Origin of the sequence: Streptomyces sp. NBC_01451, assembly GCF_036227485.1 — a bacterium.
GTDB lineage: Bacteria > Actinomycetota > Actinomycetes > Streptomycetales > Streptomycetaceae > Streptomyces.
On sequence record NZ_CP109479.1, the window covers coordinates 7,390,226 to 7,412,301 of the forward strand.

The following is a 22,076-nucleotide window of genomic DNA, read 5'->3' on the forward strand; positions in this document are numbered from 1 at the left end:
ATGAGCGGCCTCTCCACCGTCCTGATCGTCGTCGGACTCTTCCTGCTCGGCGGGATCTACTCCTTCGTCAAGCAGAAGATGCCGATGAGCCTCATCGTGCTGCTCTCGATCGGCGCCGCGATGTGTCTGGTCGCCGGCGTCATGAGGCTGGAGGTATGGAATTGAGTGCGTCGAACGCATCCAAGAAGGTCGTCGTCTTCGACTACGGCTTCGGGAACGTCCGGTCCGCCGAACGCGCTCTCGCGCGCGCGGGTGCCGACGTCGAGATAACGCGTGACTTCGACACGGCCATGAACGCGGACGGGCTGCTCGTGCCGGGCGTCGGCGCCTTCGCCGCCTGTATGCGGGGCCTCAAGGAGGCGCGCGGCGACTGGATCGTCGGGCGCCGGCTGTCCGGCGGGCGTCCCGTGCTGGGCATCTGCGTGGGCATGCAGATCCTCTTCGCGCGCGGTATCGAGCACGGCGTCGAGACCGAGGGCCTCGACGAGTGGCCCGGCTCCGTCGAGCCCCTCCAGGCCGACATCGTGCCCCACATGGGCTGGAACACCGTCGAGGCCCCCGCGGACTCCCAGCTCTTCGCGGGCCTTGACGCCGACGCGCGCTTCTACTTCGTCCACTCGTACGCCGTCCACGACTGGTCCCTGGAGACCGTGAACCCGTTGATGCGTGCCCCCAAGGTCACCTGGTCGACGCACGGCAAGCCCTTCGTGGCGGCCGTCGAGAACGGCGCCCTGTGGGCCACCCAGTTCCACCCCGAGAAGTCCGGCGACGCCGGAGCGCAGCTGCTGAACAACTGGATCGGAACCCTCTGATGCCCTCGCTCTCTTCCGCGAAGCTCGAACTCCTCCCCGCCGTCGACGTCCGCGACGGCCAGGCCGTCCGCCTCGTGCACGGCGAGTCCGGTACGGAGACCTCGTACGGCTCCCCCCTGGAGGCCGCCCTCGCCTGGCAGCGCTCCGGCGCCGAGTGGCTGCACCTGGTCGACCTGGACGCCGCCTTCGGCACCGGTGACAACCGCAAGCTGATCGCCGAGGTCGCCGGCGCGATGGACATCAAGGTGGAGCTGTCCGGCGGCATCAGGGACGACGACACGCTGGCCGCGGCCCTCGCCACCGGCTGCACCCGGGTGAACCTCGGCACGGCAGCCCTGGAGACCCCCGAGTGGGTCGCCAAGGTCATCGCCGAGCACGGCGACAAGATCGCGGTAGGTCTGGACGTCCGCGGAACCACCCTGCGTGGACGCGGCTGGACCCGGGACGGCGGCGACCTCTACGAGACGCTGGAGCGCCTCAACTCCGAGGGCTGCGCCCGGTATGTCGTGACCGACATCGCCAAGGACGGCACCCTCCAGGGCCCGAACCTGGAGCTGTTGAGGAACGTCTGTGCGGCGACCGACCGGCCCGTCGTGGCCTCCGGCGGCGTCTCGTCCCTGGACGACCTGCGGGCGATCGCCGAGCTGGTACCTCTCGGTGTCGAGGGCTCCATCGTCGGGAAGGCCCTGTACGCGAAGGCGTTCACCCTGGAAGAGGCCTTGGAGGCGGTGGCCAAGTGAGCGACGTACGGCGTGTCACGACCGGTGCGCCCTGGGAGGACACCTTCGGGTACTCCCGCGCGGTGGAGCTGCCGAACGGCCTGGTGCTGGTCTCCGGCTGCACCTCGATCGTGGACGGCGAGATCGCCGGCGGCGGTCCCTACGAGCAGGCGGTGAACGCCTTCAAGGTCGCCTTCGCGGCGCTGGAGCAGCTGGGGCTCGGCCGCGACGACGTCGTGCGCACGCGCATGTACATCACCCACGCGCGGGACGTGGACGACGTCGGACGCGCCCACAAGGAGCTGTTCGACTCCGTCCGGCCCGCCGCATCCATGATCATCGTCGCCGGCCTCGTGGACCCCAGTCTGGTCGTCGAGGTCGAGGTGGAGGCGTTCCGAGGGGTGTCCGCAGCATGACCCTTGCCGTACGAGTCATCCCCTGCCTGGACGTGGACAACGGCCGTGTCGTCAAGGGCGTCAACTTCCAGAACCTGCGCGACGCGGGCGACCCCGTCGAGATGGCCAAGGTGTACGACACCGAGGGCGCCGACGAACTGACGTTCCTGGACATCACCGCCTCCTCCGGCAACCGCGAGACCACCTACGACGTGGTGCGCCGCACCGCCGAGCAGGTGTTCATCCCGCTGACCGTGGGCGGCGGGGTGCGCGCGGCCGAGGACGTCGACAAGCTGCTGCGCGCCGGTGCCGACAAGGTGGGCGTCAACACGGCCGCCATCGCGCGTCCCGATCTGATCCGCGAGATCGCCGAGCGGTTCGGCCGCCAGGTGCTGGTGCTGTCCGTGGACGCCCGCCGCACCGAGTCCGGCTCCTTCGAGGTCACCACCCACGGCGGCCGGCGCGGCACCGGCATCGACGCGGTCGAGTGGGCCCACCAGGCCGCCGAACTGGGCGCCGGCGAGATCCTGCTCAACTCGATGGACGCGGACGGCACGAAGGACGGCTACGACATCGAGATGATCGAGGCCGTACGCAAGCACGTGCGCGTGCCGCTGATCGCCAGCGGGGGAGCGGGCCGCCTTGCCGACTTCGCGCCGGCCGTCGCGGCGGGCGCGGATGCGGTCCTCGCCGCCTCCGTCTTCCACTTCGGGGATCTGCGGATCGGGCAGGTGAAGGGGGCGCTGCGCGCGGCCGGGCATCCTGTTCGCTGACACGCGGTTCTTTGGCCGCGGGTCCGGTGGGGCTGGTCGAGCAGTTCCCCGCGCCCCTGTCGGGGGCGCGGGGCGCCCCCGACCTAGATCCCCAGCTGCTTCGACTCGTGCAGCTTGGCGATCGCGTCCTTGTCGCCGTCCAGCTCCACGTCGGCGACCTCCTGGCGGCCGTACAGGAACAGCAGCAGTTCGGACGGTTCGCCGGTCACCGTGACCACCGGGGTGCCGCGGTGGGCGACCGCCGTCTGGCCGTCCGGGCGGCGCAGCACCAGGCCCGTCGCCGCGCCCCGGCCCGTCAGCCGGGCGGTGCGCTCCAACCGGGACCACAGGGCGTCCTGGAAGACCGGGTCCAGCTCGCGGGGCGTCCAGTCGGGCCGCGCCCGGCGGACGTCCTCCGTGTGGACGTAGAACTCCACGATGTTCGACGCCTCGTCCACCTGCTTGAGGGAGAACGGCGAGAAACGCGGCGGGCCGGTGCGGATCAGCTGGATCAGCTCGTCGTACGGCTTGTCGGCGAACTCCGCCATCACCCGGTCGAGACGGGAGCCGAGCTGCTTGATCAGCAGTCCGCCGGCGGCGTCCGGGCGGCGCTCGCGCACCACCACGTGCGCGGCGAGATCACGGGTCTGCCAGCCCTCGCACAGAGTCGGGGCGTCGGGGCCCTCGGTCTCCAACAGGTCGGCGAGAAGAAGTCGTTCACGCTTCGCGTAGGTAGACATGCCAGCAAGCGTACGACTGTCCCCACGGTCCGCCCACCCGTCGCCCGGCCACGACCCCTCACCGGGGCTCCCCCAGTGCCTCAAAGGCCGGGGGGACCCCCACCGCGCCGCCCCTATCCACTCCATGGACATCTGCGGGCCGTGTCAGTGGGGCGCGGCACAATGGCCCCATGACCAGCAGCACGCCCCCGCCCAGCAGGACCGGCGGCCCCAGCCCCCTGGCCCCGGAGATCGCCGCGCGTCTCAAGCGCGGCCCCGACGGGCTCGTCCCCGCCGTCGCCCAGCAGTACGACACCGGTGAGGTGCTCATGCTCGGCTGGATGGACGACGAGGCGCTGCACCGCACCCTGACCACCGGCCGCTGCACCTACTGGTCGCGCAGCCGCCAGGAGTACTGGGTCAAGGGCGACACCTCCGGCCACGTCCAGCACGTGAAGTCCGTCGCCCTCGACTGCGACGCCGACACCGTGCTCGTCAAGGTCGACCAGGTGGGCGCCGCCTGCCACACCGGCGCGCGGAACTGCTTCGACGCGGACATCCTGCTCGACGTGTCGTTCGAGGACGCCGATTCCGGTGTACTCCCGCAGGGTCAGTAAGGTCAGCCGCCATGGACCTCGAGACCTTCCGCAAGCTGGCCACCGACCGGCGCGTCATCCCCGTCACCCGCAAGCTCCTCGCCGACGGCGACACCCCGGTCGCGCTCTACCGCAAGCTCGCCGCCGAACGCCCCGGCACCTTCCTGCTGGAGTCCGCCGAGAACGGTCTCTCCTGGTCCCGCTACTCCTTCGTCGGGGTCCGCTCCAGCGCCACCCTCACGGCCCGCGACGGCGAGGCCCACTGGCTCGGCACCCCGCCCGTGGGCGTGCCTGCCGCCGGTGACCCGCTCGCCGCCCTGCGCGCCACCATCGAGACCCTCCACACCCCCCACCAGGAGGGCCTGCCGCCCTTCACCGGCGGCATGGTCGGCTACCTCGGCTACGACATCGTGCGCCGCCTGGAGAAGATCGGTCCCGGTGAGCGCGACGACCTCAAGCTGCCCGAGCTGACCATGCTGCTCACCAGCGACCTGGCCGTCATGGACCACTGGGAGGGCTCGGTCCTGCTGATCGCCAACGCGATCAACCACAACGACCTCGACACCGGCGTCGACGAGGCCCACGCGGACGCCGTGGCCCGCCTCGACGCCATGCAGGCCGACCTCTCGCGCGCGGTCTCCCAGCCGCCCGCGGCGCTCCCGCCCTCCGAACTCCCCGAGTACACGGCCCTGTGGGGCGGCCCCGACTACCAGGTGGCCGTCGAGGACATCAAGGAGCGCATCCGGGCCGGGGAAGCCTTCCAGGTCGTCCCCTCCCAGCGCTTCGAAACGCCGTGCACGGCAAGCGCGCTCGACGTCTACCGGGTGCTGCGCGCCACCAACCCGTCCCCGTACATGTACCTGTTCCGTTTCGACGGGTTCGACGTCGTCGGCTCGTCCCCCGAGGCCCTCGTCAAGGTCGAGGACGGGCGCGCCATGGTCCACCCCATCGCGGGCACCCGGCACCGCGGGGCGACCCCGCAGGAGGACCAGGCCCTCGCCGAGGAACTGCTCGCCGACCCCAAGGAGCGCGCCGAGCACCTCATGCTCGTCGACCTCGGGCGCAACGACCTCGGCCGGGTCTGCGAGCCGGGCTCCGTCGAGGTCGTCGACTTCATGTCCGTCGAGCGGTACTCGCACGTCATGCACATCGTCTCGACCGTCACCGGCCGCGTGGCGTCCGGCCGCACCGCCTTCGACGTCCTGACGGCCTGCTTCCCGGCCGGCACGCTCTCCGGGGCGCCCAAGCCGCGCGCGATGCAGATCATCGACGAACTGGAGCCGTCCAGGCGGGGGTTGTACGGCGGCGCCGTCGGCTACCTCGACTTCGCGGGCGACTCCGACACCGCCATCGCCATCCGCACGGCCCTCCTGCGCGACGGCACGGCGTACGTCCAGGCGGGCGCCGGTGTCGTCGCCGACTCCGACCCGGTCGCGGAGGACAACGAGTGCCGCAACAAGGCGGCGGCGGTCCTGCGCGCCGTCCACACGGCGAACCGGCTCGGACAGTAGGGCGTTCCCCGCGAATGGGGCGCTTCTCACTGAACCCCGGGTGACGCTTCGCCCGGGGTTCAGGCGATAGTGGGGTACGTGACTGCCGTACCCGTACCTTCCCCCCGTTCCGAAGCCCCCCTTCCCGGCCGGGCCGGCCGGCTCAGCCTCGCCGTCGCCCTGCTGGCCGGTGCGCTCGGCGCGGCCGTCGCGCTGCTCGCCACCCGGCAACGCTGGTCCGAGGGCACCACGACGGTGGCCGGCGGCGACTTCCCGCTGACCGCCAGCGGCAGCGACGTCACGGGCGTGCCCGCGGCCCTCGCCATAGTGGGCCTCGCCGCGCTCGTCGCCGTCTTCGCCGTCCGCCGCTCCGGGCGCCTCCTGGTCGCCGCCCTGCTCGCGCTCTCCGGCGCCGGTACGGTCGCGGCGGCCGTCCTCGGCGCCTCCGACAGCTCCGCGCTCGACGAGAAGGCCGCCCGGGCCACCGGCGACACCGCCGCCACCGTGAGCACCCTCAGCCACACCGCCTGGCCGTACGCCGCCGCGGTCGGCGGCGCGCTGATCCTCCTCGCCGGACTCCTCGCCCTGCGCTACGGCCGTCTGTGGCCCGCCATGTCCGGCCGTTACGAGCGTGGTGGCGCCGCCCGGCCACGCCCCCGGGCGAGGGCCGCCGACCCCGACCGGCCCGAGGAGATCTGGAAGGCCCTCGACCGGGGCGAGGACCCCACGGGGGCGTAGCGCTCCGCCGGAAGGGCGGTGCGCCGTCCGCGGGCCCGTCCTGGCCGGTCGCGCCCACGCGGCGGAGCCGCGGACATGCGCGGCCCCGCGCCCCTGCCGGGCGGTGCCGCCTGCGCCGGGCTCGCTCAGCCCCGGAGCGACTCGCTGTGTTGACCCCGGGCATACCCCACGCGTGCGCGTGCGTGACAATGGGCGACGAGCGTCCGGCTCACCACGTACTGCATTCACCAACTCAGCAACCAGCAACTCAGCAACGAGGAGCAAGTCATGGCGGGCAGCAGCCACGGTCACACTTTGGCCGCCTGGACCGGCGTCACCATCACCATCATCGGTTTCTGCGTATCGGGCGCCTTCATGGTGATGGCCGAGCCGCTCGGCTTCTGGGCCGGCATGGTGATCGTGGTCCTCGGCGGTGTCGTCGGCTGGATCATGGCCGCGATGGGCCTCGGCAAGCAGAAGCCGACCACCCGGGGCCGTGAGGGCCACCAGGTCACGCGTGAACCGGCGGGTGCCGGGAGCTGAACCCCGTAGGGGACCGGTTTTCGGACTGGCAGGGGCGGTCCGGCGAAAGCGCCGGGCCGCCCCTCGCGCGTGTACGCCCCGCAGGGGGCAGAATGCGTGGGGTGAACACCGAGCGGGCTCAACAGGGCGTGCCGCCGGGCGCCGGCACCGTGGCGGGACGGGTTGCCGTGCCCGCCGGGGTGCTCGCGGCCGTCGCCGGGGCCTTCGCCTACGTCGGGACGGTCGACCCCAACCAGCCCGGCCACTACCCCGTCTGCCCGCTCCTGCGGCTGACCGGCGTGTACTGCCCCGGCTGCGGCGGACTGCGCAGCGCCTACGCCTTCGTGCACGGCGACTGGGTGACGGCCCTCGGGGCCAACGCGCTCGCCGTGACGGGATACCTGGCCTTCGCCGTCCTGTGGACCGTCTGGGTGGTTCGCGCGGCGCGCGGACGGCCGATGCGGATCGACCTCAGGCCGGTGCAGCTGTGGAGTCTGGGCGCGTTGCTGCTGGTCTTCACGGTTGTCCGGAACCTGCCGTTCGGTGGCTGGCTCCACCCTTGATCAAATGATGAATGTCCAGGTAGTGGGACCGGTGTCAACCGGATGCGAGGGGCTCGCCCTCCTCCGGATACCATCGGAGTGACCTACTTTGACAGTTTGTGCAGCTTCAATTGGTGTGAATGGCTTGAACAGCCAATCGCCTACCGTCTGGAAGGGGGCCGCTCGCGTGAGTGTGCTCGACGAGATCATCGACGGAGTCCGTGCCGACCTCGCGGAGCGACAGGCGCGCGTCAGCCTCGACGAGCTCAAGGAGCGCGCGGCGAAGGCTCCCGCCGCCAAGGACGGGGTCGCCGCACTGCGCGGCGACGGCGTCAAGGTCATCTGCGAGGTCAAGCGGTCCAGCCCCTCCAAGGGCGCGCTCGCGGCGATCGCCGACCCGGCCGGCCTCGCGGCCGACTACGAGGAGGGCGGCGCGGCCGTCATCTCCGTCCTCACCGAACAGCGCCGCTTCGGCGGCTCGCTGGCGGACCTGGAGGCGGTGCGCGCCCGGGTGGACATCCCGGTGCTGCGCAAGGACTTCATCGTCACGTCGTACCAGCTGTGGGAGGCGCGGGCGTACGGCGCCGACCTGGCCCTCCTGATCGTCTCCGCCCTCGACCAGTCCGCCCTGGAGTCCCTCATCGAGCGCGCCGAGTCCATCGGGCTCACCCCGCTCGTCGAGGTGCACGACGAGGACGAGGTCGAGCGGGCGGTCGACGCGGGGGCCCGGATCATCGGTGTCAACGCGCGCAACCTGAAGACGCTGGAGGTCGACCGCGCCACGTTCGAGCGGGTCGCCCCCGAGATCCCCGACAGCGTCGTCAAGATCGCCGAGTCCGGTATCCGAGGCCCGCACGATCTGATCGCCTACGCCAACGCGGGCGCCGACGCGGTGCTGGTCGGCGAGTCCCTCGTCACCGGCCGTGACCCCAAGTCCGCCGTGTCGGACCTGGTGGCCGCCGGCGAGCACCCCGCGCTGCGGCACGGGCGGGGCTGATCTCCCGCTAGAGTTGGCGCCGATGACACTCACCCTGACACCGATGGACCGGTACGCCCGCCTCGCGCGCGGCTGCCGTCCACGTGGCTGCCGTGCGCCCGCGAGGCGTGTGCACGGGCGGCGGGTCCGGTATGTCATCGGGGATGAGCCCGGACAGGTCAACGGGATGCGATGGCCCTGCGGGGCCTGGCGGTAGGGATGCGGCTCGTCTGATCGGGCTGCGCCCTGCGCTGAGCGCTTCGCGAGGGGTGGTTCTTCGGCTGTGGGCCCGTTGTGGCCGGTCGCGCAGTTCCCCGCGCCCCTGAAGGGCGCGTCCTGGGCGGCGGTGTTTGCACGGCACCCGCTGCCAACCCCTCGTCGCGCTGCACGCCATATACGTGACCTTGTCCGATCGACCCCGGGGCTTTCTTGCCCCTGCGAGGTAGCCGTATGTCCAGTGAGTTCTTCATTCCTGATCCTGAGGGTCAAGTACCCAACGTCGACGGGTACTTCGGTGCCTTTGGCGGCAAGTTCATCCCGGAGGCGCTCGTCGCCGCCGTGGACGAGGTCGCCGTCGAGTACGACAAGGCGAAGTCCGACCCAGAGTTCGCCCGTGAGCTCGACGATCTGCTCGTCCACTACACCGGGCGGCCCAGTTCCCTCACCGAGGTGCCCCGGTTCGCCGAGCACGCCGGTGGCGCCCGGGTCTTCCTCAAGCGGGAGGACCTGAACCACACCGGGTCCCACAAGATCAACAACGTGCTCGGGCAGGCCCTCCTCACCAAGAGGATGGGCAAGACCCGCGTCATCGCCGAGACCGGTGCCGGTCAGCACGGGGTCGCCACCGCGACCGCCTGTGCGCTGTTCGGGCTCGACTGCACCATCTACATGGGCGAGATCGACACCCGGCGCCAGGCCCTCAACGTCGCCCGGATGCGCATGCTCGGCGCAGAGGTCGTCGCCGTGAAGTCCGGGTCGCGCACCCTCAAGGACGCCATCAACGAGGCGTTCCGCGACTGGGTCGCCAACGTCGACCGTACGCACTACCTGTTCGGGACCGTGGCCGGGCCGCACCCCTTCCCGGCCATGGTGCGCGACTTCCACCGGGTGATCGGTGTCGAGGCCCGGAGGCAGCTCCTGGAGCAGGCCGGGCGGCTGCCCGACGCCGCCGTCGCCTGCGTCGGCGGCGGATCCAACGCCATCGGGCTCTTCCACGCCTTCATCCCCGACGCCGGCGTCCGGCTCATCGGGTGCGAGCCCGCCGGGCACGGTGTCGAGACCGGCGAGCACGCCGCCACCCTCACCGCCGGTGAGCCGGGCATCCTGCACGGCTCGCGGTCGTACGTCCTCCAGGACGAGGAGGGGCAGATCACCGAGCCCTACTCCATCTCCGCCGGACTCGACTACCCGGGCATCGGACCCGAGCACTCCTACCTCAAGGACACCGGCCGCGCCGAGTACCGCGCGGTCACCGACGACGCCGCCATGCAGGCGCTGCGCCTGCTGTCCCGCACCGAGGGCATCATCCCGGCCATCGAGAGCGCCCACGCGCTCGCCGGTGCGCTGGAGATCGGCAAGGAGCTCGGCAAGGACGGGCTGATCGTCATCAACCTCTCCGGGCGCGGCGACAAGGACATGGACACCGCCGCCCGGTACTTCAACCTGTACGACACCGAGGCCGACGCCACCGTCGCGGCCAACGCGGGCAGCGCCGCCGCCGAGATCGAGGGGGACGCCAAGTGAGCGGCAACATCCAGCTGTTGAGCGACACCCTCGCCGGTGCGAAGGCCGAGGGCCGCTCCGCGCTCATCGCGTACCTCCCCGCCGGGTTCCCGACCGTCGACGGCGGGATCGACGCCATCAAGGCAGCGTTCGAGGGCGGCGCCGACGTGGTCGAGGTCGGGCTGCCCCACAGCGACCCGGTGCTCGACGGACCTGTCATCCAGACCGCCGACGACATCGCCCTGCGCGGCGGCGTCAAGATCGCGGACGTGATGCGCACGGTCCGGGAGGCGTACGAGGCCACCGGGAAGCCGGTGCTCGTCATGACGTACTGGAACCCGATCGACCGCTACGGCGTCGAGCGGTTCACCGCCGAGCTCGCGGAGGCGGGCGGCGCCGGGTGCATCCTGCCCGACCTGCCGGTGCAGGAGTCGGCGCTGTGGAGGGAGCACGCCGAGAAGCACGGGCTCGCTACCGTGTTCGTCGTCGCGCCCAGCAGCAAGGACGCGCGGCTCGCCGAGATCACCGCGGCGGGCAGCGGGTTCGTGTACGCCGCCTCGCTCATGGGCGTCACGGGGACCCGGGCGTCGGTCGGCGCGCAGGCGGAGGACCTGGTTCGGCGCACCCGCGGCGCCGGCACCGACCTGCCCGTCTGCGTCGGGCTGGGGGTCTCCAACGCCGCTCAGGCCGCCGAGGTCGCCGGCTTCGCCGACGGGGTGATCGTCGGGTCGGCCTTCGTGAAGCGGATGCTGGACGCCCCGGACCACGCGGCCGGTGTCGAGGCCGTGCGGGAACTCGCCGCCGACCTCGCGAAGGGCGTGCGCGGAACCGCGTAACCGCTCGGGACATTTCGTACAGGTCGCCCGAACGGGTGGACCTGGGGCCGGGGAGACGCAATGCGTCTCCCCGGTTCGTTCTGCGGGGTGTGAGCGAGAAGAATCGTGACGGAAAGCGCACCGCCCGCGAGCGGCTGGCGGTCGAGCGTGAGAAGCAGAAGTCCGCGGAGAAGCGGCGGCGGGTGCTGATCGTGGGCGCCAGTGTCGTCTGCGTGCTGGGACTCGCGGCGGTGATCGGCGTCGTCGCCGCGAACGCCGGAAAGGACAGCAAGAGCGAGAGCGCCGGCCCGGTCGTGGCGCCCTCGGGCGCGCAGGGCAAGGACAGCCTCGCGATCCCGGTGGGCGAGGAGAGCGCCAAGTCGACGCTCACGGTGTGGGAGGACTTCCGCTGCCCCGCCTGCCAGTCCTTCGAGACCAACTACCGCGCGGTCATCCATGAGCTGACGGACGCGGGCAAGCTGAAGGTGGACTACCACCTGGCGACGATCATCGACGGCAACATGGGCGGCAGCGGCTCCCGGCACGCGGCCAACGCCGCCGCCTGCGCCCAGGACGCGGGCAGGTTCACCGCGTACCACGACGTGCTGTACGAGAACCAGCCGCAGGAGACCGACGACGCCTTCGCGAAGGACAGCAGGCTCATCGAGCTGGCGGCGAAGGCCGACGGGCTCGACACCCCCGCGTTCCGGACGTGTGTCGAGGACGGCACGCACAACAGCTGGGTCGTGAAGTCCAACCAGGCCTTCCAGAGCGGCGGTTTCGGTGGCACGCCGACCGTGCTGCTCAACGGGAAGAACATCTACCAGGACCAGACGATGACCCCGGCGAAGCTGAAGCAGATGGTCGAGGCCGCCGACAAGGCGTAGGGCACGGGCATCACCTGAGCGTCCTGCGGGCCTCCCGAGTGCCTCCGGTCCACCGCAGTCGGCGGAACCGGGGGCACCGCCCGTTATGGAGCCGTTGCCCGGGGCGGCTCACATCCGCCGCGTCCGTCAAGGTAGCGTCGGGGCTGCTATGAATATCGCCTACATTCCCAGTCCGGCGCACGGGGTGTACCACCTCGGACCCATTCCGCTGCGCGGCTACGCGTTCTGCATCATCATCGGTGTCTTCGTCGCGGTCTGGCTCGGCAACAAGCGCTGGCTCGCCCGCGGTGGCCGACCCGGCACGGTGGCCGACATCGCGGTCTGGGCCGTGCCCTTCGGCCTGGTCGGTGGCCGCCTCTACCACGTGATCACGGACTACGAGCTGTACTTCAGCGAGGGCCGCGACTGGGTGGACGCCTTCAAGATCTGGGAGGGCGGCCTCGGTATCTGGGGCGCGATCGCCGTCGGCGCGCTGGGTGCGTGGATCGGCTGCCGCCGGCGCGGTATCCCGCTGCCCGCGTGGGCCGACGCGCTCGCCCCCGGTATCGCGCTCGCACAGGCGTGCGGTCGATGGGGCAACTGGTTCAACCAGGAGCTGTACGGGCGGGAGACCACCGTCCCCTGGGCCCTGCACATCACCTCCTCGACCGACGGCCGGGTCCCGGGCTACTACCACCCGACGTTCCTGTACGAGTCGCTGTGGTGCGTCGGTGTCGCGCTGCTGGTCATCTGGGCCGACCGCCGGTTCACACTGGGCCACGGCCGGGCGTTCGCGCTGTACGTCGCGACCTACTGTGTGGGCCGCTTCTGGATCGAGTACCTGCGCGTCGACGACGCCCACCACATCCTGGGCATGCGGCTGAACAACTGGACCGCGATCTTCGTCTTCATCCTCGCGGTGGTCTACTTCGTGCTCTCGGCGAAGAAGCGGCCGGGCCGGGAGGAAGTGGTGGAGCCGGGTGAGGATCTCCCCGACGGTTCGGCGCAGGACGCTGCCGAGGACGACGGGAGCGACGCGGAGTCGGCGAAGGTGAAGGCCGACAGCGCCACCGATCCCGATGCCGACCCCGACGGCAAGGCCGACTCCGTGGCCGAGGACGGGTCGGAGGGCAAGGCAGAAGCAGAGGACGACGCCGAAGCCAAGGTGGAAGCTGAGCCGACCAAGAAGAGCTGAGTGTCGGTCGTACGACGACGAGGGCGCCCCGGGGACCGGGGCGCCCTCGTTCGTTGTGCGGGTCAGGGACGGCCGCGGTCGGCCAGGGACAGGGTTCTGCGGGCCGCCGCGACCACCGCGGCGTCGATGAAGCGGCCGTCCGGGAGGGCCTGGGCGCCCTCGTCCGTCGCCGCCGCCTTGACGATCCGCTCGGCGTCCTCGATCTCCTCCGGGGTGGGGAGGTACGCGCGTTCGATGACCGGGAGCTGGCGGGGATGGATGGCCGCCCGGCCCAGGAAGCCCAGGGCGCGTCCGTGGGCGCAGGACACGGCCAGGGTGCCGAGGTCCCGGGTGTCCGGGTGGACCGACTGGGGCGGCGGGGCGAGTCCGGCCGCCCGTGCGGCCACGACGACCCGGGAGCGGCACCAGTCGAGGCCCGCGTCCCCTCGTACCCCCAGATCGGCGCGCAGGTCGGCCTCGCCGAGCGCGATGCCGTGCAGGGCGGGGTGGGCGGTCGCGATGGCGAAGGCGTGTTCGATGCCGAGGGCGGTTTCGAGCAGGGCGTGGAGCGGGAGCCCGCCCCCGGTGGTCGTGGTCGTGGTCGTGGTCGTGGTCGTGGTCATGTTCGTGCGGGTGGCCACCCGCACGACCTCCTGCGGTGTCGTCACCTTGGGGAGCCGTAGGCCCGAGATGCCGGGGAGGCCTTCGAGGGCCCGGAGGTCGCAGGAGGCCCGAGGGCCGTCCAGGGCGTTGATCCGGACGTGGACCGGGACCGGCTGGGGGTCGGTGAGGCGCTCGGCGGTGGCCGCGCGGGCGTACTCCTTGCGGTCGGGGGCGACCGCGTCCTCCAGGTCGACGACGACCACGTCGGCGCCCGAGGCGAGGGCCTTGGACACCACCTCGGGGCGGTCGCCGGGGACGTACAGCCAGGTCAGGGGGATGGCCGTCACAGGGCTCCCTCGGTTCGCAGGGCGTCGATGTCGGGCCCGGTGAGGCCCAGTTCGGTGAGGACGGCGGTGGTGTCCGCGCCGTGCGCGCGGCCTGCCCAGCGGATCGCGCCGGGGGTCGCGGAGAGCCGGAAGAGGACGTTCTGCATACGGATCGGACCGAGGTCGGGGTCCTCGACCGTGGTGATGGTGTCGAGGGCCTGGTACTGGGGGTCGGTCATCACCTCCCGTACGTCCTGGACCGGGGCCACCGCCGCCTCCGCCTTCTCGAAGGCCGCGACGACCTCGGAGTGGGAGTGGCGGGCGATCCACGCGCCGACCGCCTCGTCGAGGACGTCCGCGTGGCGGGCGCGGTCGGCGCCGGTGGCGAACCAGGGCTCGTCGATCAGCTCCGGGCGGCCGACCAGACGCATCACGCGCTCGGCGATCGACTGGGCCGAGGTCGACACGGCGACCCAGGTGCCGTCGGCCGTGCGGTAGGTGTTGCGGGGCGCGTTGTTCTGCGAGCGGTTGCCGGTGCGCGGCTGGACGTGGCCCAACTGGTCGTACCAGAGCGGCTGCGGGCCCAGGACGGTGAGGATCGGCTCGATGATCGCCATGTCGACGACCTGCCCCTCGCCGGTGCGGTCGCGGGCGGACAGAGCCGTCATGACCGCGTACGCAGTGGCCAGGCCCGCGATCGAGTCGGCGAGGCCGAAGGGCGGGAGCGTCGGGGGCGCGTCCGGTTCGCCGGTGATCGCGGCGAAACCGCTCATCGCCTCGGCGAGGGTGCCGAAACCGGGGCGGTGCGCGTACGGGCCGAACTGGCCGAAGGCGGTGACCCGGGCGAGGACCAGGCGCGGGTTGGCGGCGGACAGCTCCGGCCAGCCCAGGTCCCACTTCTCCAGGGTGCCCGGGCGGAAGTTCTCGATGACGACGTCGGCGGTGGCGGCGAGCCGGAGGAGCGTGCTCCGGCCGCCGGGCCGGGAGAGGTCGAGGGTCATCGTGCGTTTGTTGCGGCCCAGCAGCTTCCACCAGAGGCCGATGCCGTCCTTGGACGGGCCGTGGCCCCGGGAGGGGTCCGGCTTCACCGGGTGCTCGATCTTGATCACCTCGGCCCCGAAGTCGCCGAGCATGGTGGCGGCGAGCGGGCCGGCGAAGAGGGTGGCCAGGTCGAGGACGCGAAGGCCGGTGAGCGGGGCCGCGGCGGTTGTGGTCCCACCGGCTGCGGATGCGGGTGTGCTCGTCTCCGGTGTGGTCATGACGCGTACCTGGCCTCGATCTCCGAGCGGAACGGCATCGACGCCGACGCGCCCGGCCGTTGTACGGAGAGTGCCCCCGCCGCCGCTGCCCACGCCAGGGCGTCCGGCATCGGACGGCCCTCGGCCAGGGCCACCGCGAGAGCGCCGACGAACGTGTCTCCGGCGCCGGTCGAGTCCACGGCGGTGACGGGCGGCGCGGGGACGGCGACGGGTTCGGTGAGGTCCCGGGACGCGTAGAGGCTGCCGGCCGCGCCCAGGGTGATGACGACCTCCGGCACCCGGTCGAGGAGTGCGGTGGCCGCTTCGTGCGGGTCGGTCAGTCCGGTGAGCGCCGCAGCCTCGTGCTCGTTGGGCACCAACAGGTCGGTGGCGGCGAGGAGTTCGGACGGGAGCTGCTGGACGGGGGCCGGGGTGAGGATCGTGCGGACGCCATGGCGGTGAGCGGCCAGGGCGCCCTCGACGACCGCCGTGAGCGGGATCTCCAGCTGGAGCAGCAGCGCGTCGGCGGTGGCGATCAGGCTCTCGTCGCCGGGGGCGAGAGCGGTGACGGTGCCGTTGGCGGCGGGGACGACGACGATCGCGTTGCCGCCCTCGTCGTCCACGACGATGTGCGCGGTCCCGGAGTCGCCCTCGGCGGTGCGGAGATGGTCGGTGCCGACGCCCGACTGCTCCAGTACGGAACGGAGTCGGGTGCCGTACCCGTCGTTGCCCACCGCGCCGATCATCGAGACGTCGGCGCCCGCGCGGGCCGCGGCGACGGCCTGGTTGGCGCCCTTGCCACCGGGGATCGTACGGAACTCCCGTCCTGTCACGGTCTCCCCGCGCTGCGGGGCCTTGGAGACGTACGCGACGAGGTCCATGTTCGTGCTGCCCAGCACGGCGATATGGGTCATGGGTGGGCTGTCTCCAAGTGGGTCAGGGAGTGGGTCAGTTGGGCGAGGGTGTCGAAGCCGGTGCCCTTGAAGTCCGCGACGGAGGTGGCGAGCCGGTTCTTCAGGGGGCTTGTCCAGCGGTCCCCGAGAGCGGCGGGCGAGCCCGCGAGGAGCCCGGCGATGCTTCCGGCGGTCGCGCCGTTGGAGTCGGTGTCCCAACCGCCGGACACGGCACGGCAGACGGAACCGGTGAAGTCGCCGTCGGCGTGGGTGAGGGCGGCGGCGATCAGGGCCGTGTTGGGGATGGCGTGGACCCAGTGGTGGGTGGCCGCGTGGGTGGCGTGGAGTTCGTCGACGACGGTCGTGAAGTCGTGGTGGGCTTCGGCCAGTTGGATGCCGTGGTGGATCGCCCGGGCCAGGCGGGAGCGTGGCGGGACGACGGTCAGGCCGGTGCGCAGACAGGCGTGGATGTCGTGGGTGCCGGTGGCGGCCTCGGCGATGGTGGCCGCCGTGAACATCGCCGCGTAGACGCCGTTGGCGGTGTGGGTGAGCGTGGCGTCGCGGTACGCCTGCTCGGCGGCGGTGGCCGGGGCGCCGGGGTTGGTCCAGCCGTGGACGTCGGCGCGGATCAGGGCGCCGATCCATTCGCGGAACGGGTTGCGGTGGCGGGCGGTGAGCGGGGGTTCGAGGCCGGAGAGGAGGTTTCGGTAGGCAACGCGTTCGGCCGTGAAGGTGCGGCCCGCGGGGAGTTCGTCCAGCCAGAGTCGCGCCACGTCGGCGGTGGTGAAGCGGGGGCCGTGACGTTGGAGCAGGAGCAGGTTGAGGAGGGGGTAGTTGAGGTCGTCGTCCTCGGGCATCCCGTCGATGTTCTCGGCGAGGGAGGTTGCTGCCGACCGGCGGTTCCAGGGGTGTGCCCTCGTCAGTTCCTCGGGGACTCCTCTGGCGGTGAACCAAGTGTTCAGGGGCCAGTTGCCGGTGGCCCGGGCGAGTTGGCGGATGGCGGTGAGGGGGAGTTTCTCCACCGGTTTGCCCAGGAGGCAGCCGGCGGCTCTGCCGAGCCAGGCGGCTTCCAGGCGGAGGGGGGCGGTCGCCGGGGGGTGGGCCCGGGGGCCCGGCGCCGACGGGGTGCCGCCCGGCCGAGCGGGCCAGGCCGGGCAGCCGGCCTTGATCGCCGACAGGTCTGTCGGCTCGTCGTCCGCCAACTTGCTCGGCAGATCGGCCAGTTCGTCCAGGAGGTCCTCCGCCAGGAGCCGCAGGTATCGCGAGGCCCGGTCCGGGGACGCGCCCGCACACCGCGGCGCCTGAGATCCGCCCGCCGCCCGCCAGCGGGCGGCGATTCTGCTCGGCTCGCGGCCGTCCTGGGCCGCCTGGCGCAGTTCGTGGCCGATCAGGTCCTCCGGCTGGACCCAGGTCAGTCGGAGCATCCCGCGCTCCTGAGCCGGGCGAACGCCCTTTCGTGGGAACGGCGTTGACGCGTGTCCCGGTCGAAGATCTCCCGGGTCACCTCGGTCAGTGTCCGGGCGGGTTCCCACAGGTCCAGGCGGCTCGCCTCCGCGACCGTCTTCGACCAGTCGGTCGGCACCTCGGAACCCAGCGCCCCGGCGAGGGCTCCGGCCATCGTGGCGATCGAGTCGCAGTCGCGGCCGTAGTTCACCGAACCCAGCACCGCATGCCGGAAGTCGCCGCCCGACACCACCAACATGCCGAGCGCCACCGGGAGTTCCTCGATCGTGTGGAGCCGGGAGGGCCGACGGGCGCCCAGGGACGGGTTGCGGTAGTCCGGTCCGACCGTGTCGTACGGAGTCACCGCCTCCCGCAGTGGCCGCAGCGCCGACTCGAAGTCCGTGTATCCGGAGGCCACTTCGCACACCGCCTCGATCGCGGCCCGGGTGCCGTCCTTCGCGAGGGAGAGGCACGTTCCGATCACCGAGTCCGGTGTCGCGTCCGGGGTGCAGGCCGCCGCCACCGCCGCGGCGAAGACCGCCGCCGCCTCTCGGCCGTACGAGGACTGGTGGGCGCCCGCGAGTTCGAGGGCCTCGGCGTACGCGCCCGTCGGGTTGGCCGCGTTGACCAGGCCGACCGGGGCCATGTACATCGCCGCCCCGCAGTTGACGATGTTGCCGACGCCTGCCTCGCGGGGGTCGATGTGGCCGTAGTGCAGCCGGGCCACCAGCCACTTCTCCGCCAGGAAGACACGTTGCAGGGGGAGTGCCTCGGCCTCCAGTTCCGGGATCCAGCGCGGGTTCGTCATCAGGTCCGGCACCAGGTGGTCGGCGACCGCGTACGCGTCCAGGTGGTCCCGGACCTGTGCGTATACCCGTACCAGCGCATGCGTCATCAAGGTGTCGTCGGTGACGTGGCCGTCGCCCTTGTGGTACGGGGCGATCGGGCGGGCGGTGCGCCAGGCGTCGCCGTTCCAGGGGCCGACGATGCCGTGGACGCGGCCCGCGTGGCGTTCGAGGATCTGCTCGGGGGTGTAGCCCTCGACGGGTCCGCCGAGCGCGTCCCCGACGGCCGCGCCGACCAGGGCGCCGGTGATCCGCTCGTCCAGGCCCGCCACTTGGCCGTCGTGGCTCTCCTGGTCTTCGTGGCCGTCTTGGCCCTCTTGACCTTCTTGGTCTCGTTCTCGGTTTTTGGGCTTCATGTCGCGAATCATCCTCCTGGGGTGACCCGTTGTGTGGCTTCCAGCAGTTCGGCGAGTTCCACGAGGTCGGTGCCGGTGAGCCTGGGAAGGGCGCAGCCGGAGAGGGTGCGGCAGGCGTCCCGCCAGGCCCGCGGGATCGCCGAGCCGCCGCCCAGCGCACCGGTGAGGGCGCCCGCCAGCGCGGGAGCCGAGTCCGCGACCCGGGACAGACAGGCGGCGGCCGGAACCGCCTCGGCGATCCGGCCGTGCGCTGCCGTGGCCAGCGCCAGTGCGACCGGGACCGTCTCGGCGGCGGCGATGCCGTAGCTGTAGACGTGGTCGACGATCTGGTGCTCCAGGAGCGGGACCAGTGCGAACGCGCCGTCTGCGCTGTCCGCGTCCCGCGCGAGCTTCAGCGCGTGGCGGGTGTTGCGGCCGATCTCCGTGCCTTCGGGCAGCTCCGCCAGCGCCGCGTCGACGCAGGCATCCACCTCCTCGCCGACCAGCGCCAGCGAGAGCGCCGCCGCCATCGCGCGGGCGCCGTGCACACCGTCGCCGTCCTGTGTGTAGCGGGCGTCGAACTCGGCAAGGCCGGCGGCGAGCCGGGGGTCGCCCGGGTGGGCCACCGCCAGCACACAGGCCCGTACGCAGGCCGCGTCGTCGAAGTAGTGCGGGTTGTCGTGGCCGGTGGCGGGCGGCCGTAGACCGGCGGCGAGATTGCCGAGGCCGGCCCGTACGGAGATACGGGCGCGCAGTGGCAGCACCGCCGACTCGACCTCGGGGGCGCGTTCGGCGGCGGCTGCCACCTCGCTGGCGACCGCGTTCCAGGACAGGTCGATGGCGGCTCGGGCGCGGCGCTCGCGGCTCAGGTCGCCGAGCACGGTGTCGTCGCCGGCCCGCAGCAGGGCCTCGGCCGAGAACGCGGCCCACTCCGCGTCGTCCGAGGGGCCGAGCCGGAGTGGTTCCGGGGGCTGGTTGAGGGCGATCGGCACGGGGAGGGTGGTCGTCGCGTTCTGTTCGGCGAAGGTGTCCAGCTCGCGGGTGAGGCGGCGGGTCCACTCGGGCATCCGGGCGGCCCGGTGCCGGGCGGCGGGCCAGCCCGCGGCGTCGCCCACGGCCAGGCCGAGCAGCAGACCCTCGATGCGGCGGGGGTTCATGGGTGGACCTCGGATTCGGCTCGGGTGGTGTGATTCGCCCCCGCCGCCCCTGCCCGTCCCGTCCTCGGGGGCTCCGCCCCCGAACCCCCGCTCCTCAAACGCCGGAGGGGCTGGAAGTGCGGGGTCACGGTCGTACCTCGGTTTCCATCGCCTGTACGGCGGGCTTCGCGCCCCATTTGCCGCCCTCGACCGGGGTCAGGAGTTCCGCGACGTCGAGGATGTGGTGGCCCGCCATGGAGGGGAGGCAGGTGCCGCGGGCCGGGCCGATCGCCTCCGCCCACTCGGGCGGGATCGCCGAGGCGCCGCGGGTCGCGCCTGCCAGGGCGCCCGCCACCGCCGCTGTCGTGTCCGCGTCGCGGCCCATGTTGACGGCTGTCAGCACCGATTCCGTGAAGTCGCCGTCGGCCACCGCGTACGCGCCGAAGGCGAGGGCGACCGCCTCGGGGGCCAGGTCGGTCCAGGGGTAGCCGCCGATCACCACCGCGGAGCGGACCGCGCGTTCACCCCGGTGGGCGACGGCCACCGCCCGGCGCAGGGAGCGCGCCGTCCAGGAGTCGTCGGGGATCACCGCCAGGGCGGAGGCCACCACGGCGATGGTCGGCGCGCCCGCCATGGCCGCCGCCACGCCCGCCGCCACCGCCTGGCCGCCGTAGATGCCCTCGCCGTCGTGGCTCACCGAGCCGTCGATCGCCACCAGGCGGGCCGCCTCGCTGGGCCGGCCCGCAGCGAAGACGCCGAAGGGTGCCGCCCGCATGGCGAGACCGTCGCTCCAGGCGTGCCGGTGCTGGGCGGAGATGGGGGCCGCGAGACCCCGGCGCAGGTTCTCCAGAGTGCCGCGTTCGCTGAAACCGGCACCTCGGAAGGGCCCCTCGTCGAGGTCGGCGATCCACTGGTGCCAGGCCGCCTCCACATGGGCCGGGGTGAGGGCCGAGCCGTGCCGGGCGAGGAGGAGGCCCGAGAAGATCGCGTACTCGGTGTCGTCGGTGCCGGCGGGGTTCTCGGCCACGTACCCGGTGATGCGGCCCCAGCGGGCGCGGATCTCCGAGGGCTTCATGTTCTCGGCGGGGGCGCCGAGCGCGTCCCCCACGGCCAGACCGAGCAGGGCGCCGTGTGCTCTGTCGCGGAGCAGGGCGGCGTCCTGGTGCGCCGGGACCGAGGGAATGCAGGCGATCGATGCCATACGCGGCCTCTCCTCCGGAGGGTTCCGGGGGCTCCCTGGCGGGGGAGCGGAACCCTTTGCGGAACTGTCCCACCAGAGGGGTTCACGTGCGCCTCAGGCGCCCCAAGCATCACCCGGTCGACATTTGTGCGAGAGCCCTAACGGATGAGCGAGCGTGGTGAATGTGCAGGTGAGGGGAGCCTTTCCTTGCTGGCGGGAAGGGAATTCGGGGCGTATTTTTAGGGTTGTCGAAAAGTGGAATCAGTCCAAGTTCGGGCCGTCCGGTTCGGCTCGGAAAGCTTCCGGAAGCAACGCTCGAAGGGATCAGGGGGACGGCATGGCCATCATCGAGACCGAGGCGACGCTGCACGAGGCGCACCGCGACAACCACACCCACCGGGATGTCAGCGGCGGGTGGTTGCGGCCGGCCGTTTTCGGGGCGATGGACGGACTCGTCTCCAACCTCGCCCTGATGACCGGTGTCGCGGGTGGGGCGGTCTCGCATCAGGTCGTCGTCATCACCGGGCTCGCCGGACTTGCCGCCGGCGCCTTCTCCATGGCCGCCGGCGAGTACACCTCCGTCGCCTCGCAGCGCGAACTCGTAGAGGCCGAACTCGACGTCGAGCGAAGGGAGTTGAGGAAGCACCCCAAGGACGAGGAGCGTGAGCTCGCCGAGCTCTACGAGTCCCGGGGTGTCGAGCCGAAGCTCGCCCGTGAAGTGGCCCGGCAGCTCTCGCGCGACCCCGAACAGGCGCTGGAGATACACGCCCGCGAGGAGCTGGGCATCGACCCCGGTGAGCTGCCCTCGCCCGCCGTCGCCGCGGTGTCGTCCTTCGGCGCGTTCGCGCTGGGCGCGCTGCTGCCCGTACTCCCGTTTCTCCTGGGGGCGACCGCGCTGTGGCCCGCCGTGCTGGTCGCGCTGGCCGGGCTCTTCGGGTGTGGTGCGGTGGTGGCCAGGGTGACCGCCCGGAGCTGGTGGTTCAGCGGGCTGCGACAGCTCGCGCTCGGCGGAGCGGCGGCCGGTGTGACGTACGCCCTGGGCAACCTGTTCGGTGCGGCCGTAGGATAGGGGATCGTGCACTTATGCGATGGGCCGCATAAGTAGCCGTTACTCGCTGGTTTCGAACGCTTAACCACCGGGCATGAGCCGTACGCGCTGTGGGCAACGAAGCTTGCGGCGCACCCGCGGAGAGGGCGACGACGCTCTCCTTGCCATGGGTCGAGGGACATCGATCTGTCCGTTTCGGCCCCCATTACTTC

General features: G+C 72.0%; 25 protein-coding genes. 17 read left to right on the top strand and 8 right to left on the bottom strand.

Annotated elements, in window-relative coordinates:
• From OG595_RS32500 to hisF, 5 genes are read left to right on the top strand one after another with little or no spacing between them, the layout of a single operon-like run.
• Positions 1-165 carry a hypothetical protein gene (locus tag OG595_RS32500; RefSeq protein ID WP_006377507.1) on the top strand — a complete coding sequence of 55 codons (165 nt, stop codon included), beginning with the start codon at positions 1-3 and terminating at the stop codon, positions 163-165.
• Positions 156-812: an imidazole glycerol phosphate synthase subunit HisH gene (gene hisH, locus OG595_RS32505; protein WP_329278220.1), complete on the top strand. Its 657-nt coding sequence runs from the start codon at positions 156-158 to the stop codon at positions 810-812. The genes OG595_RS32500 and hisH overlap by 10 nt, the downstream gene beginning before the upstream one ends.
• On the top strand, positions 812-1,552 hold the full coding sequence (gene priA, locus OG595_RS32510) for a bifunctional 1-(5-phosphoribosyl)-5-((5-phosphoribosylamino)methylideneamino)imidazole-4-carboxamide isomerase/phosphoribosylanthranilate isomerase PriA (RefSeq protein ID WP_329278222.1): 741 nt from the start codon (positions 812-814) through the stop codon (positions 1,550-1,552). The genes hisH and priA overlap by 1 nt, the downstream gene beginning before the upstream one ends.
• Positions 1,549-1,947, top strand: coding sequence for a RidA family protein (locus OG595_RS32515; RefSeq protein ID WP_329278224.1), 399 nt, complete (start codon positions 1,549-1,551; stop codon positions 1,945-1,947). The genes priA and OG595_RS32515 overlap by 4 nt, the downstream gene beginning before the upstream one ends.
• Positions 1,944-2,699 (top strand): imidazole glycerol phosphate synthase subunit HisF, encoded by a 756-nt coding sequence (gene hisF, locus OG595_RS32520; RefSeq protein ID WP_329278226.1) that lies wholly within the window; start codon positions 1,944-1,946, stop codon positions 2,697-2,699. The genes OG595_RS32515 and hisF overlap by 4 nt, the downstream gene beginning before the upstream one ends.
• 83 nt (positions 2,700-2,782) lie before the next feature.
• On the opposite strand, the gene OG595_RS32525 is transcribed toward hisF, so the two are convergent.
• On the bottom strand, positions 2,783-3,418 hold the full coding sequence (locus tag OG595_RS32525) for a TIGR03085 family metal-binding protein (RefSeq protein WP_329278228.1): 636 nt from the start codon (positions 3,416-3,418) through the stop codon (positions 2,783-2,785).
• 170 nt (positions 3,419-3,588) lie between these two features.
• Between OG595_RS32525 and hisI the strand changes: the two genes are divergently transcribed.
• From hisI to lgt, 11 genes are all read left to right on the top strand, one after another.
• The gene (hisI, locus tag OG595_RS32530) at positions 3,589-4,014 is read left to right on the top strand and encodes a phosphoribosyl-AMP cyclohydrolase (RefSeq protein WP_329278230.1); all 426 of its coding nucleotides are present in this window, start codon (positions 3,589-3,591) and stop codon (positions 4,012-4,014) included.
• 11 nt (positions 4,015-4,025) lie between these two features.
• Positions 4,026-5,504 (top strand): anthranilate synthase component I, encoded by a 1,479-nt coding sequence (locus OG595_RS32535; RefSeq protein ID WP_329278232.1) that lies wholly within the window; start codon positions 4,026-4,028, stop codon positions 5,502-5,504.
• Positions 5,505-5,573: 69 nt separating this feature from the next.
• Positions 5,574-6,221 carry a TIGR02234 family membrane protein gene (locus OG595_RS32540; RefSeq protein ID WP_329278234.1) on the top strand — a complete coding sequence of 216 codons (648 nt, stop codon included), beginning with the start codon at positions 5,574-5,576 and terminating at the stop codon, positions 6,219-6,221.
• Between the two features lie 267 nt (positions 6,222-6,488).
• A complete protein-coding gene (locus tag OG595_RS32545) occupies positions 6,489-6,743 on the top strand; it encodes an HGxxPAAW family protein (protein ID WP_329278235.1) in 255 nt (84 codons plus the stop codon).
• A 92-nt stretch (positions 6,744-6,835) separates the two neighbouring features.
• Positions 6,836-7,285, top strand: coding sequence for a DUF2752 domain-containing protein (locus OG595_RS32550; RefSeq protein WP_329278238.1), 450 nt, complete (start codon positions 6,836-6,838; stop codon positions 7,283-7,285).
• A gap of 166 nt (positions 7,286-7,451) precedes the next feature.
• Entirely contained in the window at positions 7,452-8,261 is an 810-nt protein-coding gene (trpC, locus tag OG595_RS32555; protein ID WP_329278240.1) for an indole-3-glycerol phosphate synthase TrpC, read from the top strand.
• A gap of 22 nt (positions 8,262-8,283) precedes the next feature.
• The gene (gene trpM, locus OG595_RS45455) at positions 8,284-8,457 is read left to right on the top strand and encodes a tryptophan biosynthesis modulator TrpM (protein WP_371659256.1); all 174 of its coding nucleotides are present in this window, start codon (positions 8,284-8,286) and stop codon (positions 8,455-8,457) included.
• Between the two features lie 233 nt (positions 8,458-8,690).
• The gene (gene trpB, locus OG595_RS32560; RefSeq protein WP_329278242.1) at positions 8,691-9,983 is read left to right on the top strand and encodes a tryptophan synthase subunit beta; all 1,293 of its coding nucleotides are present in this window, start codon (positions 8,691-8,693) and stop codon (positions 9,981-9,983) included.
• Entirely contained in the window at positions 9,980-10,798 is an 819-nt protein-coding gene (gene trpA / locus OG595_RS32565) for a tryptophan synthase subunit alpha (RefSeq protein ID WP_329278245.1), read from the top strand. The genes trpB and trpA overlap by 4 nt, the downstream gene beginning before the upstream one ends.
• 89 nt (positions 10,799-10,887) lie before the next feature.
• Positions 10,888-11,664: a DsbA family protein gene (locus OG595_RS32570; RefSeq protein ID WP_329278247.1), complete on the top strand. Its 777-nt coding sequence runs from the start codon at positions 10,888-10,890 to the stop codon at positions 11,662-11,664.
• Between the two features lie 148 nt (positions 11,665-11,812).
• Complete coding sequence (gene lgt / locus OG595_RS32575) at positions 11,813-12,838, top strand: prolipoprotein diacylglyceryl transferase (RefSeq protein ID WP_329278249.1); 1,026 nt, start codon at positions 11,813-11,815, stop codon at positions 12,836-12,838.
• 62 nt (positions 12,839-12,900) lie between these two features.
• On the opposite strand, the gene OG595_RS32580 is transcribed toward lgt, so the two are convergent.
• From OG595_RS32580 to OG595_RS32610, 7 genes are all read right to left on the bottom strand, one after another.
• The gene (locus OG595_RS32580) at positions 12,901-13,767 is read right to left on the bottom strand and encodes an HpcH/HpaI aldolase/citrate lyase family protein (protein ID WP_329278251.1); all 867 of its coding nucleotides are present in this window, start codon (positions 13,765-13,767) and stop codon (positions 12,901-12,903) included.
• Complete coding sequence (locus OG595_RS32585; protein ID WP_329278253.1) at positions 13,764-15,005, bottom strand: CaiB/BaiF CoA transferase family protein; 1,242 nt, start codon at positions 15,003-15,005, stop codon at positions 13,764-13,766. Before OG595_RS32585 ends, OG595_RS32580 begins: the two co-directional genes overlap by 4 nt.
• Entirely contained in the window at positions 15,002-15,898 is an 897-nt protein-coding gene (gene rbsK, locus OG595_RS32590) for a ribokinase (protein ID WP_329278255.1), read from the bottom strand. The genes OG595_RS32585 and rbsK overlap by 4 nt, the downstream gene beginning before the upstream one ends.
• Positions 15,895-17,301 carry an ADP-ribosylglycohydrolase family protein gene (locus OG595_RS32595; protein WP_329278258.1) on the bottom strand — a complete coding sequence of 469 codons (1,407 nt, stop codon included), beginning with the start codon at positions 17,299-17,301 and terminating at the stop codon, positions 15,895-15,897. Before OG595_RS32595 ends, rbsK begins: the two co-directional genes overlap by 4 nt.
• Positions 17,289-18,437 carry an ADP-ribosylglycohydrolase family protein gene (locus OG595_RS32600; protein WP_329278261.1) on the bottom strand — a complete coding sequence of 383 codons (1,149 nt, stop codon included), beginning with the start codon at positions 18,435-18,437 and terminating at the stop codon, positions 17,289-17,291. The genes OG595_RS32595 and OG595_RS32600 overlap by 13 nt, the downstream gene beginning before the upstream one ends.
• 92 nt (positions 18,438-18,529) lie before the next feature.
• Positions 18,530-19,657, bottom strand: coding sequence for an ADP-ribosylglycohydrolase family protein (locus tag OG595_RS32605; RefSeq protein WP_329278264.1), 1,128 nt, complete (start codon positions 19,655-19,657; stop codon positions 18,530-18,532).
• A gap of 124 nt (positions 19,658-19,781) precedes the next feature.
• Positions 19,782-20,837, bottom strand: coding sequence for an ADP-ribosylglycohydrolase family protein (locus tag OG595_RS32610; protein ID WP_329278266.1), 1,056 nt, complete (start codon positions 20,835-20,837; stop codon positions 19,782-19,784).
• Between the two features lie 316 nt (positions 20,838-21,153).
• Between OG595_RS32610 and OG595_RS32615 the strand changes: the two genes are divergently transcribed.
• Positions 21,154-21,885: a VIT1/CCC1 transporter family protein gene (locus OG595_RS32615; RefSeq protein WP_329278268.1), complete on the top strand. Its 732-nt coding sequence runs from the start codon at positions 21,154-21,156 to the stop codon at positions 21,883-21,885.
• Positions 21,886-22,076 lie beyond the last annotated feature (191 nt).

Coding starts and splice junctions, on each gene's coding strand:
- OG595_RS32500 (WP_006377507.1), top strand. CDS start 1: ATGAGCGGCCTCTCCACCGTCCTGATCGTCGTCGGACTCTTCCTGCTC.
- hisH (WP_329278220.1), top strand. CDS start 156: ATGGAATTGAGTGCGTCGAACGCATCCAAGAAGGTCGTCGTCTTCGAC.
- priA (WP_329278222.1), top strand. CDS start 812: ATGCCCTCGCTCTCTTCCGCGAAGCTCGAACTCCTCCCCGCCGTCGAC.
- hisF (WP_329278226.1), top strand. CDS start 1,944: ATGACCCTTGCCGTACGAGTCATCCCCTGCCTGGACGTGGACAACGGC.
- OG595_RS32525 (WP_329278228.1), bottom strand. CDS start 3,418: ATGTCTACCTACGCGAAGCGTGAACGACTTCTTCTCGCCGACCTGTTG.
- hisI (WP_329278230.1), top strand. CDS start 3,589: ATGACCAGCAGCACGCCCCCGCCCAGCAGGACCGGCGGCCCCAGCCCC.
- OG595_RS32535 (WP_329278232.1), top strand. CDS start 4,026: ATGGACCTCGAGACCTTCCGCAAGCTGGCCACCGACCGGCGCGTCATC.
- OG595_RS32545 (WP_329278235.1), top strand. CDS start 6,489: ATGGCGGGCAGCAGCCACGGTCACACTTTGGCCGCCTGGACCGGCGTC.
- OG595_RS32550 (WP_329278238.1), top strand. CDS start 6,836: ATGCGTGGGGTGAACACCGAGCGGGCTCAACAGGGCGTGCCGCCGGGC.
- trpM (WP_371659256.1), top strand. CDS start 8,284: ATGACACTCACCCTGACACCGATGGACCGGTACGCCCGCCTCGCGCGC.
- trpB (WP_329278242.1), top strand. CDS start 8,691: ATGTCCAGTGAGTTCTTCATTCCTGATCCTGAGGGTCAAGTACCCAAC.
- lgt (WP_329278249.1), top strand. CDS start 11,813: ATGAATATCGCCTACATTCCCAGTCCGGCGCACGGGGTGTACCACCTC.
- OG595_RS32585 (WP_329278253.1), bottom strand. CDS start 15,005: ATGACCACACCGGAGACGAGCACACCCGCATCCGCAGCCGGTGGGACC.
- rbsK (WP_329278255.1), bottom strand. CDS start 15,898: ATGACCCATATCGCCGTGCTGGGCAGCACGAACATGGACCTCGTCGCG.
- OG595_RS32595 (WP_329278258.1), bottom strand. CDS start 17,301: ATGCTCCGACTGACCTGGGTCCAGCCGGAGGACCTGATCGGCCACGAA.
- OG595_RS32605 (WP_329278264.1), bottom strand. CDS start 19,657: ATGAACCCCCGCCGCATCGAGGGTCTGCTGCTCGGCCTGGCCGTGGGC.
- OG595_RS32610 (WP_329278266.1), bottom strand. CDS start 20,837: ATGGCATCGATCGCCTGCATTCCCTCGGTCCCGGCGCACCAGGACGCC.
- OG595_RS32615 (WP_329278268.1), top strand. CDS start 21,154: ATGGCCATCATCGAGACCGAGGCGACGCTGCACGAGGCGCACCGCGAC.